Genomic DNA, 19,488 nt, shown 5'->3' on the forward strand with positions numbered 1-19,488 from the left:
ACGGAAGTTTTAAGTGAATGCTTACGAAGTCAGCTTCCTATGGAAGCTTTAAGTAAATGCTTACGAAGATAGCTTCCTATGGAAGCTTTAAGGAGGGGTAAAGGGTGCAAAATCAAATCACGGAGATGATTCATCATATGGCCAACTCGCAGGAGCAAATGGCCAATATCATTGAGGCCAAGCGGCATGTGGTTGTTCATTTATCATCGCTTAATCATCAAGTCTCGACAGTAGATCCGAACCTTGGCGAAATTCAGTCGCTGATGGAGCACTCTCTTCTTATTACAAAAAGCGTTACCGCCTATTTAAACAGCTTGGCTGATTTAGAAGATGCTTTGGCGGAAAATTTGAGCAGTGTGATGAAGGAAATGGGAGATCAGGCTGCTGACGAATAAACCGCAGACCATCTGGTAGTATACATTGTACAGTTAGGGAGGTAGTGCTTTGAGCAGACCGGAATCGTTTAATCGGATGATGACAGCAGCGGCCAAGTTCCAATTGAATATAGCGATAATTTTGGAAGCGAAGGCGATTGAAGCCGTAAAGTCGCGTCATTGGATATGTAATCGTCTCAACCTCTCTGCCTATGAGGATCATGCTCAGCAAGTGAAGGAAACGATGGATGTTCATGATCAATTAATCGAGCTGATTGACGGACTTACGAAGATGGAAAGTGCACTGGCCAAAAATCTCACAGTTATTTTAAATCAAAAAGAAGAGGAAGATATGTTGGGCGGCTCAGGTTCCGGTGGCGGTGGTATGGGCGATTTGTTTAATCTGGGTGGGAGCTTCAAATGACGGACCGGCCCAACGCTCCAGACTACACCCATGAACAGCGCATACAAATGCATATGCTAACCTCAATTGCGAGAAGTCAGCGTGCGCTTACCCAAATACTAGAAGCCGTTGCAGACCTTACCCAGAAATCTGCAGATGCCCACATCAGCTCTGAGAGCATTACTACGAACCCGAAAGAGACCGTACAACGCGTTGTTGACAATATTCAGCAGATCAGTAATTACCAACGACAGCTTACAGCCAAAATTACCGGAATTACAATTCGGCGCAGAGTACGAGTTCGAGGACATAATGGCAAACCATGGCTGAACCACGAGTATGTAACGGAATTACGCCAAGGTATACAGGAATAGAGAGGTAACAAGGATGAGCAAGGGAGACAGTCTGAACTAGAGGGGAGGAACATTGGCAATGGGAGTGACTGCATCCAGAAAACGTCGATCCGTTCGCAAGCCGCTCACAATCAGCAAGCACATCCGTGTTAAGAAATCGATTACCAGCCGAAAAAAAGCAATCGGTAAAAAAGTCTCTGCCCCCAAAACTGTTTCGACAAAAAAGGCACTCGCTGCAAAAAAAACGGTGTCAGGCCGCTCTCGAAAGCGACTGAGCAGGGGCAAATTCCGTACTTCCAGACGCAAGGTCAATAGCCCTAAAGCAGGCCCGCATAAAGAGGCAGCGTATAGTGAGGAGTATAACAAAGGCTTCAACAGCGGTTACGAGGAAGGATTTAAAGTAGGCCATGCCAAGGGCTCGGAGGATGGCTTGGAGCAGGCTTATGGTGAATTGGATCCCAAGTAACGGATGGAAACTAAATTTTACTATTGCATAAATAATCCAAATTCTTGTATAATCGAACTATTGCAGGTAAATATTGGATGATGTCGAATAACTTCATAATATTATGTCGGAAGCACCGCCATTCGAGGTTTTTTTACCTTAGGTTTGGGGTGCTATTTTTGTTTGAATCCTGGTTTCCACAAATACATAATCGATACCATAATGGAGGCAATATCCTATGAAACTATTAAAATCGCTAACAACCGTTACTTTACTGGCAACATTCACCGTCTCGCTACCTACAGCTACGATCCATGCAGCTGCCTCGATTAACTTTAAAGATATTCGTGGACACTGGGCAGAGAGAGATGTCCAAATTGCAGTGCAAAAAGGCTATGTCGACGGATATGTTGATGAAACCTTTAAACCGGAGCAAAATGTGAGCAGAGCTGAGTTTATTAAAATGGCAGTTACAGCCATGAGCTTGAAAACGTTAGCGGCACTAGACAAACCATGGTACGAGCCATTTGTCGAGTCAGCTGTCACGAACGGAATCCATCGCTACGAGGACTATACAAGCGGGGATATCAATACACCCATCACACGTGAAGAAATGGCTAGAATAGCCGTTAGAAGCGCTGGAGAGAAGAACACGGACGATCTAAAGTGGATGTATTTGGCAACGAGCAAAGGTATTATCAATGGCTTGGATAATCAAGGGACGATCGGAGGGGAACAACCGACAACGAGGGCGCAAGCGATCACAGTGATTGAACGGATGCTGAAGCTTAAAGCTGGGGAAAAGCTGCCATCGGACAAGTACGCAACTTCGGCGGCTGAGATCCTCTGGCATAAAACCAATGCTTCTACGATGGCCCCTGAATACTTTGGATGGGCTATTGAAAATAACATACCATTTGAATTTGATAAGCTTCGTTATGAGGGGGCCAAAGGATTCTCCGAAACAGAAAAATATATCGTGGTCGATATGGCTGATCCTACCGATCCTAACCGCAAGCTGATTCCAGATACGATGCGTTGGATTATGGCTGTTGGAAATGAACGCACAGCAACTCAAGATGTGCCAACTAATGCCTATGCATTTTTGTCCTTTGATCATTTTTACGTTGAGAGCGACACACCGTTAAGGGGTTTTTTCTATTCCTCTCTAGTTCTAACTAATTTATTTGTAACAGGAAATAACATTGGCAAGGATGGAATGTTACTTGATGTCACCCCATATGCGGAATCTGCTGGTACTGGTCCTGTGATTAAATTCGGGCGGATTACTTTACCTGCAGGTACTCATGATGTGAGACTCGTAACTGGTCAATTAGTTCCTAAAATGAAGGGTGTAGATGGCAATGGGTTTAGTGTTTATAAAAACCCAGCACAAGGTTTAGGAGAGATGACAAGTAATAATATTATTTATAAATCTGTCATCAACAAATCCTTAGGGGGAAAATAGGAGTGAAGCGACCCTTATATATAACTGTCATTTTATCTCTGATCTTATCTAATTATTTAATTCTATTTGATTTGGATGAAGCTAAGGCTGCCGGACCGCTAGCAGCTCAAGTAGTCGATTACGATAACGCGGATAAGCTCTTAACCATGCCTGACGGATCATTTGGTTCCAAACAGCAAAGCGTAACACCTAACGAGGTTACCATTTCGAACCCTTCTGGCGATCCCATCACCAAAGTCGAATTAAGAGATGCGAATACGCACACGGTTTTGCAACAAATGATAAGTGTAGGCGGCAATAAATATAAAGTGGCAAGCCCCCTTCAGCAGCAAGGTCAAATCATAGTTGGAACTAATGATTATGTTACACTTTATCCAGGTTCTTTCCAATGGTTCCGAGATCCAAACAAAAAGGTCTGGATGTTCGATTACGATGATTCGGCAGCAGACGGGGGATTAACACACCGATTTTACAGAAACAAAGACAATGCTATTTATGATTTCCCACCGCCAACCTCTTGCCTTCAACACAAACGAGGAATGCCCTATGGTGAAACACTTCCAGCGTATCCCTCTGGTTATGAGTCAACAGTACAATATTGTGATAGTGCTTATGACTACAGAGAAGGGACCTTAAATGTACCCGAATTAAACGTATTAAGTGCTCCCACAATCAAGCTAAATTTTAATGATGCTGTACATCTGGAATTCAACACTACCGATTTTCAGCTGGATGATACAGGAAGCTTAAAGGCAGGTAATATATCCGGCTTATCGACCGACTATATTGATATCCCTACAAAAAAATTCCGTTTCAACTTTACCACGTTATTTTCAACATATCCAGACGAAGATCCAGAGGACACACCCGATGGTCGGATTTTAACTTGGTACAGCAACTGGAAAATCAAACTAACCGGCTACGTCTACAAATACCCTAAGCTCGAAGCCGTGGCCTACACAGCAGCACCAACAGCCAAAGTCGATTTAACTGTTCCTACCTTAACAGGACCTTCCTGCATCGAAGCAGGCAAAAGCGCAACCTTCAAGTATTCCATCACAAACAGCGGCCCAGCCACCTCCAGCCCGTTTAAGGTCAAGATTTCAGCCGATGGAGTGGAGATCATTACCCATACGTTTAATGGGATTGGAACAACCACGGAGGATGGGACGTTTACCTATACATTTTCAGCTCCTGGTGCAAAGGGTATCACAGTGTTCGCCAATAGCGATAATTCTTTAGATGAGCAATCGACCAACAACAATTCCAAAACCGAATCTTTTACGGCTTCAGCCAACTGTAATGGTGGCGGAAACGATCCTGGCGGCTGCAGTTTAGGCGCAGGCTGCCCCGGAGAATGGAAAGGAATCCTAAAGGTTCATTATCCAACCATTGAGTGGAAGAATCCCAATGATTTTAACGTGACGCTGACAGATCCGGCCAATGGTTGCACAGCCGTTACAGGGCGTTTTCGAGTCTCACAGGGCAATAACGCATTCGCATATGCCTGGACCCCCATTATTGGTGGCAAGGATACCATGGGTTTTTCGTGGCAAATGGGCGGGTCTTCGACCTACCCTGGTAACATCGGGGCCGGAAATGTCATTGTTATGTATGACGTTGAAGATAGCTGCGGCCGAATATCGTTAATAGGTCCTGAACCTTTTGAAATTATCAAAGTCGCAGGCGCACCAACGGTTCTAGTGGATTGGTATAAAACCAGCACAGGAGCGAAAACGTCCAGTGTGGTACAAGATGAAAATGTTTTCTTGAAAGCAGCAGCCACCGATAGTAAAAACGAGAAAGTGACACTGAGCTGGACATTCACAGGAAGTACAAGCTGGCTTGCAGGATTACCAGCTTCCATGGGTTGGACCTCACCACTAAACAAAACGCAGTATTCAAATATACTGGCATCTGTAAAGGGAACCCACCAAGTTTGCGTAACCGGAACCAATGAATCAGGCATAAGCGCTAAAGCCTGCTCATACCTGGATGTCATCGGTCCCGAGCCTGTAGCTGTTATCGATGTAGGCGGCTGGCTGAAGGAAGGCCGGAGAATTGAATTATCCGGCGAGAAAAGCAGCAGCCCAAGAAATATGACCTTGACGTATGCGTGGACGATAGCCCCAATAGCTGGAGAAACAGCAGGGACACAAGCAGAAATTGAATACATCCAGCCGCTATCAGGAAAACTCAAAGATTTTAAAACGCCTAAGCTCGGGAATTATCTGGTTACGCTTGTCGTCACAGATACAGAAGGGCTTACAGGATCGGCAACCAAAACGGTAGAAGTTAAACCCGATCTGCCTCCTATTGTCGATATCGTAGGTAACGATAGGGCGGGAAGAGACATAACCAATCGAGGATTGGCAACCTTTACTGTACTTGGAACCGGATTAAGCGTTGACCAGGATATCATCACAAAGCGATTATGGTCTTTTGCGTATGACGGTAACAACGATGGCATTTTTAATGAAGGGGGAACAGCCGAAATCGATGAGGATAGTTTGGTAATTGGGGCTGAGTATCTATATTCATCCGGTACAGAATCTTTTTATATCGCAAAAACCGGAGTTCACATCGTGGAGCTGAGAGGTCAGCATGTAGGGAAATTTAATATCAAGCTTCGTGTGGTTGAGGCACCGGGACAGCCTACGGATCTCGTACATTAATTTTAAAAGGTGGGATAGCATTAGCCCACCTATTCAGCATGGATAGGAGGGGCATTATTGACTTGGATACGCACAAACAAATGGATCAACAGCATCATGATCGTTCTTGTGTTCTTCTCAATTTTTATAGGTTCATTACCTATTGAGGCGATTGGAGATAGTGTAACAAAGAATTTCCCAGTAGAGGTGGACAATGATAATCCGGAAGCCACCTTTACAGCTACAGGCATTGCCGCAGAGCCTATGCCTATCAATGTAACACCTTTCCCAGCGTCTGAATTTATGAGCTGGATGAACACCAGCTTAGATAAATCCTGGATCAACAATGGATGGTTTGCATCTGCTGATGGTCGATTAATAAGTGCTAGGATGGGCAATGGAGTGCATAGTAAATTCTCTTTGCCTATAGGAGCCGAAAATATGGATCTTGATCCAAAGGAGATTAAATTACCGTACGGTGGGGCCATGCCATACTATTATTTGGGTCAAGGAGAATATGTAAGTAGCGCGACATCTGCAGATACAAATTATGGTGTGCATTATCTTCTATCTGATACGCACGATCCAATATCACTTAGCCCCTATGCAGTTAATGGTAGCGCTCCATCGATGTATGTGCGCAAAGATTTAGGAGAAATTATGTTCCGAACTACAGTTGCACCGAGAAATGTAGCTGGGGATAGGTATCTATATAATGAATATTGGTGGAGGTACCGTATTGATGATCTGCTTGCATTGAAAACATCGGCATCGGCATCTGGAAGTTTTGTGATAGAAATCAATGCAGGTAGACCAACTTATACGGGCGCACGAGGCACATTTAGTAATGGGGATGAGCTTGGTCGCTATGCCCGTATGCGGTTTAATTCAGATTTTAAGGAAATTAATCTTACTACCAGGAAAATAAAATCGTTTAAGCCTGACAATATGGCGGTTCCTTATAAGACGGAATCATTTGACAATATTCCTGCTGAGCCCAGATCAATTCCAGCTAACTTGTCACAGAATGGCTATATCGCGTATCTACCTGACGGCTTGGATGCTATCTTAGGAACGTACAGTGGGGCTAAGCGAAGTTTTGATGACGAGGATATCGGGTATTGGGCACCTGCTGGAGATCCGAAAGGCAACTATTATACTTTAAGCAGTATTAACAATAAACCCCACTTAATTAGATGGGATGCTGAAACTGGATTTCCTTCTATTGTTAAACAAATTGTAGCTCATGATAAAATCAATGGATTTATCAGTGGTGGAGTGTCAGCTGATCAAAAATATATCGGTTTATCCTATTGTTGGCCATATGATTCTGAATATGAGACACCTGCTGGATGTAATTACTACTACGAAAATCTGAGTACAAGTGCGGTAACGACAACCAAGCCTGCAGATTTCTTCGAATGGTCGGAAGGCACAAGTACCTCTGATGGTTACAAAGACTATACAACCTATAGGAATGGCTATGGAACAAACCAGATTACTAGCAAGACAATTGACCTTCTTTCTGGAGTTGAAATTAATCCACAGCCACGAAGCAATCAACTGCCTACTAGCAGCACAAGGTATATTGGAGGTTCCACGACTAAAGCTGGAGTCACATATTCGATATCCTACGGCTACAAGCCAAGCACAGGACAATCTCCATACAGCAACGAACCTATTACATTCGGCCAACTGTTCAATCCTTCATCTCAACAGGTGATCAATGGTACGATTTCATGGACGATGAAATTTGCCAAGCTGGACGGTCCCGATTATCATGCGGGTTTGGGATTCCGAATTCAAAATCACCAAAATATGTATCGCGTCGAAGTATATAAAGACACTGTACAGTTAATCCGTATCGTAAACGGCAGGAAAACCTTAATTTCCCCACCCGCGAGTCATTACCTGACGAATGAACAGCAGGTAGCTTTCAAAATTAAAATAACCGGCACAAATATCAAGGTCTATGAAAAAAATGGACTCATCATCGATGCGGTAGATAACACGTTTACATCCGGTACGCTCGGTCCCTACTCAACAGCCGACAATACCGAATTTAAAGGCATTAGTTATATGTGGTCAGATTCGGATCTGAGCTACGATACACCGGGGGCTGCGATCGTCAACACGCCCATTATCTATGAAACCACTTATGATGATCCGGAAAGGGATGTGATGTTCGCACCCGGAACACAGTGGTACATTGACCACGTAGATCCTAATCGATTCCTGCCGTACACCTGGGCACCTTATGATGCGGATTATGGCTTATCTTCGATGCACGGTCAAACCGTCACCAATCCCGTTCCACAGTTCGATAAGGTTGGTTTATATAAACTCAAATACCGGGTACCGGATAATCCAAGGCCCGACAATGCCGCTTTTGATTCGTACCGCAAGTATTCGGAGGATTACGAGCAGAATTTAATTGTCCATCGAATACCGGAAGGGCCATTTACCCTCTATATCAATCCTGATGGAACGGTAGGCTGGACGGACCTGAGCTTTGATCCGGATCGCTGCTACGCACACGGCAATTGTCAGGCACCCTTTGCAGCCAACAACGGCATTTATGCCAAGAAGTTTTATTATATCACCCCTTCGGGTGTGAAAAAGGACAGTAAGCTTGTCAAACCTTTAGAGAGTGGGGAATATACCGTTGCTATGGCCGTACAAGACGAGAATAAAGCATGGTCAGACTGGTACGTTCAAACCATCGATATCGACCAGCCAGTAGCGCCAAATCATCCACCGACGGTATACCTAACATTCCCGAACGGATCTTATGCGGAGCCTTCACACGTTTCGCTGCAGCCTACCTTGACTTGGAATCAGGCCGATATTGATCCGAACACGATATTTTCTACATTCAATTTATGTGTATACGATGTATCGAACAATCCGGTAGAATGCGTCAAGAATCGTGACATGAGCACGCCTTTAACAAGCTGGGCATGGACAATGGAAACCGAACTCTCGATGGGTCAAAAATATTGGGTACAAGTACAAATCAATGATGGAGAAGATTGGTCGGATTGGAGCAATATTGGCTGGATGTCAACGAACAGCCCACCATCTGCCTATATGACCTTTCCCTATGGAACGCAAGCTGCTCCAAACATCATAAATACGCTGCGGCCCGAGCTAACGTGGTATCAAACCGATCCAGATATCGGGTACGTGCTGTATTGGTATGAGATCCAGATTACCAATGAGGCCAATGATGTGATGATTTACGATTCAGGGAAAACATGGCAGAATACGACCTCTACAACCGGGAGAATGACGGTTCCCGTTGATCTGCCAACCGGACAGAAGATGAGAGTGCGCGTGAAAATTTGGGATCAATATGGAGCTGAATCGAATTGGTCGCCGCAAACATGGTTCATGATCAATCGGCCGCCACATGCAGATTTCGATTGGACACCCAAGCCAGCTTTTGAAGGGGATACCGTTACACTGATTAACCAATCGACCGATCCTGATGGGGACCCGCTCACTTTTCAATGGCAGATCGCGGGACCAGATTACCATTCCATCCAAGTCACAACGAATGCATTGATTCCAGCCGTTGTTACGGATAATCATCCTGGCGATTATGTGGTGACGCTGACAGCAACAGACCCTTATGGCGCTTCCGATACAGTGACCAAAATTGTGCAGGTTGGCGATTTGACCGTGGAAGGATTTGTTCGTCATACCGCGCAGTGGGAGCTGAACCGCAAAGCCTATAACCGGTTGAAATCTGGAGAGGATGAACGTCCTCGGCCGGTGGAGGTGTTTTGGTCAGGAGAGGCTTTTGTGCTGGAAGCCAAGACGAATGAAAAAGCATCGCAGGTTCATGCGTCTATGACCTATACAGAATTGCAAAGCGTGCTGACATCTACTAATTTAACCGATTGGACAGCACAAATATATCGGAGTGATTTTGAAAGCTTGCCTGATCAGGAATATATATTTCAATTCAGGGCGGTTTGGTCGAATGGACATGTGGAAACAGCAGCTCGTACAATTAGGGTGAGCAATCCATGGACGGAATTCACCAGCAGTGTGAGGAAAGAATAGACCCTAAAAGTTATTGTAGTCGGAAGTTCATTTTGTTGCGTTGTACCGTATGAAATTGAAATGATGAAGCTTAGTTCCAGACAGGTGTATGGTGTATAATGGAAAGAGCGCGATTGACGGAGGGAAACAAGATGCCACTGCCTGCCCAAAGACACGTATACGAACAAGAATATGCTTTATCACGAGACAAAGTGTGGGAGCTGCTGAGCAACACAGAACATTTAAATCGGGTCATTGGACTCTTTCCGATTCGTTCTACCTCTTTTCATTTTCACAATACCGATTTTTTTCAGGAGTTGTCTGCCAAGGTAGCAGGGGTTGTCCCCATGCGCTGGAAGGAGCACCCCTTTCAATGGGTGAAACATGTTCGTTACGATGTAGTCCGCGAATATCGCGGCGGGCCGCTGAAGCGGTTTTGGGGTGGTATTGAGCTGGAGGATGCGGATACTGTGCTGCCTGATGGCTCGAGGGCTACCAAGGTTAAGCTGTTTGCTGAATTTATACCTGCGAATGTGCTTGGACTTGCAGCTATACCGATTGTAGGAGTCAGCTCGATGCGCAAAACATTAAAATATTTACAAAGCTACTTGCAGTTAAAGGAGCACGAAAAGGACCATTTGCTGCCCCAGCAAGCTGCAGGCTATAAGGTAAATACGGAAGAGCTTGACCGTCTGCTCACTGAGCTTCAGAAGGTATCAGGGGATTTCGTTATGAATGAGCGCCTTCGGGAGCATCTGCTGCTTAGCGGAGACGATCAGGTAATAGATATGCGTCCCTTCGAGCTGGCGAAGAGCTGGGGTATGGAGCGGGAAGCGCTGCTGCGCATGTTTCTTTATGCGACGAAGCTCGGCATTACCAATCTAAGCTGGCACCTGATCTGTCCGAATTGCCGAGTATCCAAAGCTGGTGCAGAAACGATGTCAGGAATCAAGCCTCAATATCATTGCGATTTTTGTGGAATTAATTATGAGGTTAATTTTGACAAATATGTGGAGCTGTGCTTTTCCGTACATCCTAACCTGCGTCGTGCGTATAAACAAATATTTTGCGTTGGCGGTCCGTCGATTACGCCTCATATTCATGTACAACTGGAAATAGCTGCTGGTGAGGACGCCGTGTTCGCCTTTCCTGAGGTACCTGAGCTGTTAAGACTGCGGGTATTACGCTCGAATCAAATGGTCTCGATGGTTCGTCAACAAGTGCGATCACAAGGGAAGCAGACCAACATTGCCTATACGGAGTCTCATGAAAGTTGGAGGGAGCATACAACCAATCTGGCTAGCCGTCGAGCGGCTGCTGCTCGTACTGATGATGGACCTGCTCAATCGCCGCTGCAGATAGAGCTTCAGTATGACGAACATGGTTGGGCGATTTCGACCTTAGAGCAGCCGCTACCAGGTACTCCAATAAAGCTTGTAAATCGCAGCAGTGAAAATGTGATCGTTGCGTTGGAAAAGGCTGATTGGGAGGACACTACAGTAACGGCATCCAAGGTGACGACCATGCACGAATTTCGCAGTATGTTTTCATCAGAGGTTTTGGCTCCTGGTCAGCAGGTCGGGATTGAAAACGTAACGATCCTGTTCAGCGACCTGCTGGGCTCAACAGCATTTTACGAGCAGGTCGGGGATGCGCATGCTTATGGACAGGTTAGAGATCATTTTGATTTTCTGATAAGCTGGGTTAATGAAAACAAGGGTACGCTCGTAAAAACGATTGGTGATGCAGTGATGGCTGTGTTCGAGTATCCGGAGAATGCCGTCAAGACGGCACTCGATGTTCAGACACATGTGGACGAATTTAACAGGAAGCACCCTTCGGAAACACCGATTATCATCAAGATGGGCTTATATCAAGGCCCGGCAATCGTCGTGAACTCCAACCAGCTGCTTGATTATTTTGGTCGGACGGTCAATTTGGCAGCAAGAACTCAAGGCCTGAGCGTAGGGCGAGACGTCGTCATCAGCAAGGAATGCTCGGAACGACCAGGTGTACAAGCGTTACTATCCTCTTATCAGGTTCAAATGGAGCAGTTCGAGCAAAAATTGAAAGGGATCGATGAAGTCATCCAGCTCACGCGTGTGCAAATTAAGGCAAAAGCGTTGGAGGTCTAGAGGCTTACGTTGAAAATGTAGCCTACATACGTAATACCTTATATGGAGATAAAAGCTAAAAAAGTGAGTTGAATGTGATGTCCTTTGGCAAGCTAAAGCTATTGGCGATTATGGTGCCACCGCTAATTATCGGCAGCTTTGAATATATTCGTCATGATTTTTTATTGTCCGAATTATCGATGGAAGCGGGCAACCTATATATTACGTTCCTGACGCTGCTGCTATCCTATCTATTCGCCACGTGGATGTTTCACCGTATTGACCGCACCAATGAGCGTTTGGCTGCCGAGCAATCGCGGCGGGCTGTTTATGAGGAGCGTGAACGGCTTGCGGAAGAACTGCATGACAATATTGCGCAAATATTGTTTTTTCTGAACGTACAGCTGAAACAAGGCAATGTTCAGGAGGCACGATCGGCTGTCACGGAAATCGATCAGCATTTGCGTCAGGCTATTTACAATCTTCGTACGACACCAGAGGAGGGGGCCACCTTCATTCAGCGTTTGAGTACGTGGCTTGAAGAATGGAGTGCGCTGAGTGGTATCCCCGTGGAGCAGCTTGTCGATATACAGGAGCAAAGTGTGCCCCCATCCGCGGAAGTGCAGCTGTTTGCGATCATTCGCGAAGCGTTTACGAATATTCGCAAGCATTCACAGGCTGATCATGTGGTGATCGATTTGCGAATGACGGGCCGCGAGCAAGGCTGGAAGCTGGAGATTCGTGACAATGGGATCGGAATCAGTCAAAATTACGACGATACGGACAATCTGCAGCAGGAACAGAATCGTTATGGAATTAGCCTTATGCGTAAGCACGCGGGAGAGTTGAACGCGGAATTGAGCGTAAGGAAGTTGGAGCAGGGAGGAACGGAGCTGTGTGTCACCGGACCTCGAAGACGTGGGGGTAAAGCTGAATGAACTATCGTGTATTGATTGCTGACGATCATCCGTTGGCGCGTAAAGCGATTCGTTTGCTGTTGGAGCAGGAGGCTGGTTTTGAGATTGTAGCTGAGGCGCTGGATGGTGAACAAGCCATTGAAATGTGCAGTAAGCATCAGCCTGACCTTGTTCTGATGGATATTCGAATGCCCGTAATGAGCGGTTTGGAAGCAACCCGTAAAATCAAACAGCTGTATCCGCATACGCGAATTGTGATGCTGTCCGTTTCCGATGATGTAGCAGATCTATTCACGGCGATCCAGAATGGTGCACAGGGCTATCTATTAAAAAATATGGACCCGGATGAATGGATGGTTTATTTGAAGGGGCTGTTGGATGACAATAGTGAAATTTCACGCGGGATGGCGGATCGGTTATTTCAATTGTTTCGTTCCTCCTCCAGACAGGCGGAATCCTTGGCTAAGCCAAGCGGCCTTTCACCTCGGGAAGTAGAGATCTTGTCCTGCGTATCAAGCGGGCAGAGCAATAAGCAAATCGCCGAACAGCTCATCATCACTGAAAATACAGTCAAAAATCATATCAAAAATATATTGGCCAAGCTGGAGCTGGACAACCGGGTACAGCTAACGGCTTATGCGATCAGGCACGGACTGACACAGTTTAGCCAAAATAATGATAACAAATAGCCCAGTTGAGTCATACCCAGGATATCTTAGATAGATTACATTGATACTAAGACAAATGATGCCTGAGGGGACGATACGAATGATGAAAAAATGGAATGTCATGCTATTAACCGGACTGTTGATCTCAATGCTGGGAGGCGGGGTTGCGAGCGCTCATGTAACCGTACAACCACCTACTGCCGTACAGGGCAGTTACGAAAAGTTTGCCGTGCGAGTGCCTTCCGAGGATAAAGAATCGCCAACCACCAAGATTGAAGTCAGATTTGCAGTAGATGCGGTGTCGATCTCTCGATTTGAGCCAAAGCCTGGCTGGAAGTATGATTTGGCCAAGGATGCATCCGGTAAAATTACAGGCGTAACCTGGACGGCAACAGGAGATGGATTGTCTCCTACGGAATTCAGTGAGTTTTATATGCAGGGTAAGGTAGCCGACAATGCCACCCAAATCGTATGGAAAGCCTATCAAACCTACAAAAACGGTACCGTTGTTGAATGGATAGGTGCTGAAGGTGCTGACAAACCGGCTTCGATCACCAAGGTTAGTGCCAAGCCGTCCGGAGCGGCTGCAGATAGTCATGGGAATACGACGGCAGCTCCAGAAGCGAATAGCACAGCGGCTCCGGCTGCTGCAAGCCCGGCTGTGGGTGCTTCACAAGCACCGCTGTATGTATCCATCGCAGCACTGGTGCTTGGACTTGTCGCATTGATTCTTGCCGTATCGAAAAGAAAAGCTTAATTACTTCCAAATAAAAAGCGAATAATTAACCATTATATGTAAATAAACTCCCAAACCACTGAATAAGTAGTTTGGGAGTTTATTGTTTATGGGGCTGTGGTCATATACATCCTGAGTTTCTCTGTAGGGTGGTCTCAATCAGAGATTGCTCGACCTTCCACGAAAAATCAGTTATGATAAAGAAAAATGTCGTGGAATGAGGAATACGTAAATGGCATCCAAAATTATTAAAGAATTTAAAGAATTCGCACTAAAGGGGAATATGATTGAACTGGCGATCGGGGTCATTATTGGGGGTGCTTTTGGTAAGGTAGTCACTTCCATTGTGAACGATATTGTCATGCCGCCTATAGGACTATTGCTAGGCAGAGTAAACTTTAGCGATTTGTTTATCAGCTTGAATGGCACTCATTATGAAAACTTGGCCAAGGCGAAGGAAGCGAGTGCGCCTACTTTAAATTATGGACTTTTCATCAACAATGCGCTAGATTTTCTTATCGTGGCAGCAGTGATTTTTATAGCTGTGAAGCAGTTAAACCGTCTTCGCAAAAGGCAGGAGAATCAGCCCGCACCGAAAAAGCAGACTAAGGATTGCCCTGAATGCTTATCGGAAATCCCCGAAAAGGCTGTTCGCTGTAAGTACTGTACGGCTAAACAGGAAGTACCTATGTCCGATAGAAGACCCGAGCTAACCAACTGATTGCGATCCCCTTTGAACTTCGATTCCTATAGGAGGAACGCGCAGAATGATTAGTTTAAGAGATTCTCAGCTGCAGCTGCTGTGGACGGCACGGATTGATTACGCCGAGGGCAGTCGGGTGGATGCTCATCAGCATGCGGATTATGAACAGTTGTTTATTGTACTTTCGGGAGCGGGAGTTGTCCAAACTGGTGCTGAAAGCAGCGTGATCAAGGAGGGTTCGGCTTTTTTGTTCAGGCGGGGCGTTTCGCACAGCTTTCAATTTACGGATGAGACCGTTACTCTCGACTTTAAATTCAGGCTGCTGGACCAGGCAATACTCGATGCCTTAAGGAGTGTACAAGCCTGCTGCTTATGCCAGGGAACTCATTTGTCAGAGATCAAACAATGGTACAAAATGTCGCTGCAACGACTCAAATATCCGGATTCGGTACTGCCGCTGCGGATCGAAGCTGGTTTTAAGAGCACATTGGTGTCACTATTATTGGGGAATGCAACGGCGCAGCCTCTTGATTCCACAGTGCTGGCGAATATAGATGATGATGAACCGATAGCCGCTTATTTGCGATTAAATCTTGCCGAGAAAATAACGCTTGAACAGCTATCCCGGCGTTTTGGCTATAATCCTAATTATTTAATCCGCGTTTTCAGTGTCAAAACAGGTCTCACCCCGATCCAATATTTACAGGAAATTCGTTTGGAGAAAGCTACCGAATATTTGGAATTTACAGCGCTGCCGATAACCGAAATCGCCGAGAGGGTCGGCTGGTCGCTGCCTTATTTCAGTAAAATGATTAAACAACGCGTAGGACTTTCACCCTCACAATACCGCAGGTCCTTGTTGAATGAGGTAGGTAAGGATATTGTTCTGGAGCAGAATTTTGAAAATATTTGGCGAGTTGAACACTAATCATCAATCATCGCTCCTTCCGTCTAAGACGGAAGGTTTTTTGTGCAAAAGTGAGGATTGTTATAAAACTGCTGAGGATCTGCCATATTCGATCTGAGTGGACTGCTCTATAATTTATAAGAGAAGTAGAGGTGAATCTGCAAGACAAAAGGAGAATGGACAGATGGTTAGAAAAATGACGGTTCCACCAATGAAGCTGGTCGATTATGAAGGCGAGGGTACACAGCTGTGTGCTGTTGTAGAAGAGATTGGCAATATTACGCTAAAGAGAGCGTTGATCCCGGAGCCCGCAGAGGGAGAAGTCAGGGTTAAAGTGAAGTGGGTCGGGATTTGCGGCAGCGATGTGGAGGTGTTCCGCGGAGCCCGTGAGCCTGAATTTATATCGTATCCAACTCGGCTTGGACATGAGGTTGCAGGCGTAATTGATAAGGTAGGCCCAAATGTAATCGGTCTCAAGGTTGGTGACCATGTAGCGCTGCGCTATATTTGGGGTGCTTTTGCCGAATATGTATGCTGCACGCCATTTTCGGTAAAGTCGCTGCCCAAGGAGCTGCCTTTAATCGAAGGCTCTTTAATTGAAGTGCTGCCAGGTATCCTTCACGCAGCAGAGCTTGGGGATATATCCCCGCACAAAAACGTATTGATCACCGGTCAAGGAGTCAGCGGCTTGGTAATGACACAAATTATCAGTTTGTACAGTCCTCGTAATTTGGTCGTAACCGATCTGTTTGACGAAAAGCTGGCACTGGCGCGCAAATATGGAGCGACTCACACGTACCGAATTCCTTCGCCGGATACGAATACGATGGATATTGTCGGCAAGGATTTCCCTGATGGCTTTGATGTTGTGATTCCTTGCCTGCTGGAGGGAGATGGGATGGTGGACGCCATTAATGCTGCAGGTCAGAACGGGCGTATCGTGATGTATGGCTGTATCGGTACGTGCCACAAGCCGGTCGACTTTTTCAAGGTCCACAAGAAGCGGCTGGACATCCTTTCGACGGAGCCTAAGCGGGATATCGATAACCGAAATTATTTTGACAGAGGCCTTCAGTTAGTGCTGGATGGATTGGTGAATACGGAGGAAATGATCACGCATGTCGTGAAGCTGGAAAATATAGCGGAGGCTTTCAAGCTGCGCAATGAGCATAAGGGTGATACGATTCATGTGATGATTGACTGTGAAACATCACCCCAATAACACAGAGGTCGGCTGGATGCTGAGCTAGCTCATCTTATTTAATTACTAAGGAGTGAACAAAAGCATGACGATAAATAAGTTAAGTGCTTCGGCTGCCACCAAGAGTGAGCGACTCTCCCTGTTTGATCTTGCATGGATTACGCGGCATGCCGATCAATCTTTACAGGCTGACCCGATTCATCTTACAGCTGCTGTTGCCGAGAAGAGTGAGGGCAGCATTCATGATTATTATTCGAATGGCGACTATTGGTGGCCAAACCCTGAGACTGCGAACGGGCTCCCTTACATACGACGTGACGGAGAGAGCAACCCGGATAATTTTGATGCGCACCGGTTGTTACTGCGTCAGATGAGAACCCATACTGCCAATTTGGCTGCAGCCTACGCGGTGACGGGTAACGAAGCTTATGCAGTGAAGGCGGTTCAACTTCTTAAGGAATTTTTTCTCGATGAAGCTACACGTATGAATCCTAATCTCTTGTATGCACAGGCCATTCCCGGGATTTGTTCAGGTCGAGGGGTGGGGATTATTGATACCTTGCATATCATCGATATTCCGCCTGCGATCGAAGCTTTGAAAGCTTCACCTGCAATGACGGATTCCATTTACGAGGGTTTGAAACAATGGTTCGCGGATTATTTGAACTGGATGACCACACATGAGAACGGCATTCAGGAAATGAATGCAGATAATAATCATGCGGTATGCTGGTTTGTACAGGCAGCAGCTTTCGCATGGTTTACCCACAATGAAGAAGTGCTGAACTTTTGCAGACAAAGCTTCAAGGAATCGCTGCTTCCCGATCAGATGGCGCCAGATGGGAGCTTTCCACGCGAATTGGCCAGAACGAAGCCTTATGGATATGCGATTTTTGTGCTGGATAACCTCGTAACCCTGTGCCATATTCTTTCGACACCGGAGGATAACCTGTGGTCCTTTAAGTTATCTGACGGACGTGGAATCAGCAAAGGATTGTCCTACTTATATCCATATCTGAATGACAAGGCATCATGGCCATATCCTCCGGATGTCGAGCATTTCGAAGGCTGGCCAGCCAAGGTCTCATCGCTCTTGTTCGCTGGACTTGCACTTCATGAGCCCGCATATATTCAGCTGTGGGACCGTTTTGATCCTGACCCGACCGACATGGAGATCCGCCGTAATATTGCCATTCGCCAGCCGCTGTTATGGTTGATATGATAAACATGTGTCTGCAACTCGGTGTGTATATGGGTTGAATGTAACCACTAAATATGTAAAAATAGCGATCCTTGCAGCCACTTTGGCTCAGGGTTCGCTTTTTTGTGACAAATTTATTATTTATAGCCGAAAATATAAACTTTATTTCGAGTTCATTCGTCATATGAAGGGATCACATTATGGCCGGTGAACGGTTGAAGGAAGGTTTATTCGAATGGCAGTGTCGCTTTTTAAGGAACGCAAGCAGCAGTGGATTGTCGGTATATCTGTTTGCAGTATGTTTAGTATGGCTCTTATTAATTTTACCGTAACCGGCAGTGTGCTGCCCATGCCTGAGAAGAACAAAATGAATCAGGTGGAAGAGGCGCCCGAAGCTCATTTGAAAGCGCAGCAGTCGTCATTATCCTATGATCAACCGAAAACGGCTGACGAACAGCCGGCAGTTATTACAGTTCAACAACCAACACCACTTGTTAGTCAAGCGACATTACCTGCCAGTGATCAGCCAGTACGGACAGAATCGAAGAATCCGCTTCCTGACACCCAGCAAAAGCAGCAGTCGGAAATCAAACCAGAGCCTGTCCCAGCAGCAGCCCCCAAAACGGTTCCTGTCACTTCCAAACGGATAGCACTTACATTTGACGATGGGCCTGACGAGCTGTATACGCCGCGTATTCTGGATATTTTGAAGGAGAATCAAGTCAAAGCGACCTTTTTTGTAGTTGGCATTCAAACTGCCAAATACCCGCACATCTTAAAACGGATTCACGAGGAAGGACATGCCATTGGCAATCACTCCTGGGATCATGCAGATTTATCCAAGCTTTCTCTGGAGCGTATTCAGCAGGAAATCAAAGATACGGATGTGTTGATCGAAAAGACTATTGGGGTCCAATCGACGATGGTTAGAGCACCCTATGGTGCCGTATCGGACAAGCTGAAAAAGCTGCTCGCGCAATCCAATCGGCCCTTAGTTGGCTGGAACATCGACCCCAGGGATTGGGCAGGGACCAGTGCAGCCGATATTTTGCAAAATGTAAAGTCGCATACGAAGCCAGGTGCAATCGTGTTACTGCACAGCTTTGGCGGTAAAAACGGTAATCTGGATCATACAGTTGAAGCACTTCCCGAGATGATAGCCCAATTGAAGCTGGATGGCTACCAAATGGTTACTGTGCCGCAGCTGAACGAGACTCGTTGAAGAAATCCTTTTCCATTTGCCCACAAAACTGTAAACTGATAATAAGAGTGGACGTCGGGATGCTTCACTAGG

At 46.0% G+C, this 19,488-nt stretch carries 16 protein-coding genes; all 16 read left to right on the forward strand.

What is annotated here, in order from left to right; genetic code table 11:
- The first annotated feature begins 104 nt into the window (after positions 1-104).
- Entirely contained in the window at positions 105-395 is a 291-nt protein-coding gene (locus tag NST47_RS09840; protein WP_076231955.1) for a hypothetical protein, read from the forward strand.
- 49 nt (positions 396-444) lie between these two features.
- Positions 445-798 (forward strand): restriction endonuclease subunit S, encoded by a 354-nt coding sequence (locus tag NST47_RS09845; RefSeq protein WP_341154980.1) that lies wholly within the window; start codon positions 445-447, stop codon positions 796-798.
- A complete protein-coding gene (locus tag NST47_RS09850; RefSeq protein ID WP_341154981.1) occupies positions 795-1,151 on the forward strand; it encodes a hypothetical protein in 357 nt (118 codons plus the stop codon). Before NST47_RS09845 ends, NST47_RS09850 begins: the two co-directional genes overlap by 4 nt.
- Positions 1,152-1,209: 58 nt before the next feature.
- Positions 1,210-1,596, forward strand: coding sequence for a hypothetical protein (locus NST47_RS09855; protein ID WP_341154982.1), 387 nt, complete (start codon positions 1,210-1,212; stop codon positions 1,594-1,596).
- A 217-nt stretch (positions 1,597-1,813) separates the two neighbouring features.
- Entirely contained in the window at positions 1,814-3,043 is a 1,230-nt protein-coding gene (locus NST47_RS09860; RefSeq protein WP_341154983.1) for an S-layer homology domain-containing protein, read from the forward strand.
- Positions 3,044-3,045: 2 nt separating this feature from the next.
- Positions 3,046-5,718 (forward strand): CARDB domain-containing protein, encoded by a 2,673-nt coding sequence (locus NST47_RS09865; protein ID WP_341154984.1) that lies wholly within the window; start codon positions 3,046-3,048, stop codon positions 5,716-5,718.
- A gap of 57 nt (positions 5,719-5,775) precedes the next feature.
- On the forward strand, positions 5,776-9,768 hold the full coding sequence (locus NST47_RS09870) for a glycoside hydrolase family 78 protein (RefSeq protein ID WP_341154985.1): 3,993 nt from the start codon (positions 5,776-5,778) through the stop codon (positions 9,766-9,768).
- A gap of 131 nt (positions 9,769-9,899) precedes the next feature.
- A complete protein-coding gene (locus tag NST47_RS09875) occupies positions 9,900-11,882 on the forward strand; it encodes an adenylate/guanylate cyclase domain-containing protein (protein ID WP_341154986.1) in 1,983 nt (660 codons plus the stop codon).
- A 77-nt stretch (positions 11,883-11,959) separates the two neighbouring features.
- Positions 11,960-12,799 (forward strand): sensor histidine kinase, encoded by an 840-nt coding sequence (locus tag NST47_RS09880; protein ID WP_341159642.1) that lies wholly within the window; start codon positions 11,960-11,962, stop codon positions 12,797-12,799.
- Positions 12,796-13,467: a response regulator transcription factor gene (locus tag NST47_RS09885; protein ID WP_341154987.1), complete on the forward strand. Its 672-nt coding sequence runs from the start codon at positions 12,796-12,798 to the stop codon at positions 13,465-13,467. The genes NST47_RS09880 and NST47_RS09885 overlap by 4 nt, the downstream gene beginning before the upstream one ends.
- Before the next feature lie 82 nt (positions 13,468-13,549).
- A complete protein-coding gene (locus NST47_RS09890; RefSeq protein WP_341159643.1) occupies positions 13,550-14,203 on the forward strand; it encodes a YcnI family copper-binding membrane protein in 654 nt (217 codons plus the stop codon).
- Positions 14,204-14,426: 223 nt separating this feature from the next.
- The gene (gene mscL, locus NST47_RS09895; RefSeq protein WP_341159644.1) at positions 14,427-14,903 is read left to right on the forward strand and encodes a large-conductance mechanosensitive channel protein MscL; all 477 of its coding nucleotides are present in this window, start codon (positions 14,427-14,429) and stop codon (positions 14,901-14,903) included.
- A 46-nt stretch (positions 14,904-14,949) separates the two neighbouring features.
- Positions 14,950-15,813 carry a helix-turn-helix transcriptional regulator gene (locus NST47_RS09900; protein WP_341154988.1) on the forward strand — a complete coding sequence of 288 codons (864 nt, stop codon included), beginning with the start codon at positions 14,950-14,952 and terminating at the stop codon, positions 15,811-15,813.
- Positions 15,814-15,976: 163 nt separating this feature from the next.
- Complete coding sequence (locus NST47_RS09905; RefSeq protein ID WP_341154989.1) at positions 15,977-17,014, forward strand: zinc-dependent alcohol dehydrogenase; 1,038 nt, start codon at positions 15,977-15,979, stop codon at positions 17,012-17,014.
- 64 nt (positions 17,015-17,078) lie between these two features.
- The gene (locus NST47_RS09910) at positions 17,079-18,215 is read left to right on the forward strand and encodes an alginate lyase family protein (protein ID WP_341154990.1); all 1,137 of its coding nucleotides are present in this window, start codon (positions 17,079-17,081) and stop codon (positions 18,213-18,215) included.
- A 214-nt stretch (positions 18,216-18,429) separates the two neighbouring features.
- Entirely contained in the window at positions 18,430-19,416 is a 987-nt protein-coding gene (locus tag NST47_RS09915) for a polysaccharide deacetylase family protein (protein WP_341154991.1), read from the forward strand.
- The last annotated feature ends 72 nt before the right edge of the window (positions 19,417-19,488 follow it).

The sequence above is a fragment of the Paenibacillus sp. FSL H8-0034 genome (assembly GCF_038000305.1).
In the GTDB taxonomy this organism is placed as follows: domain Bacteria; phylum Bacillota; class Bacilli; order Paenibacillales; family NBRC-103111; genus Paenibacillus_S.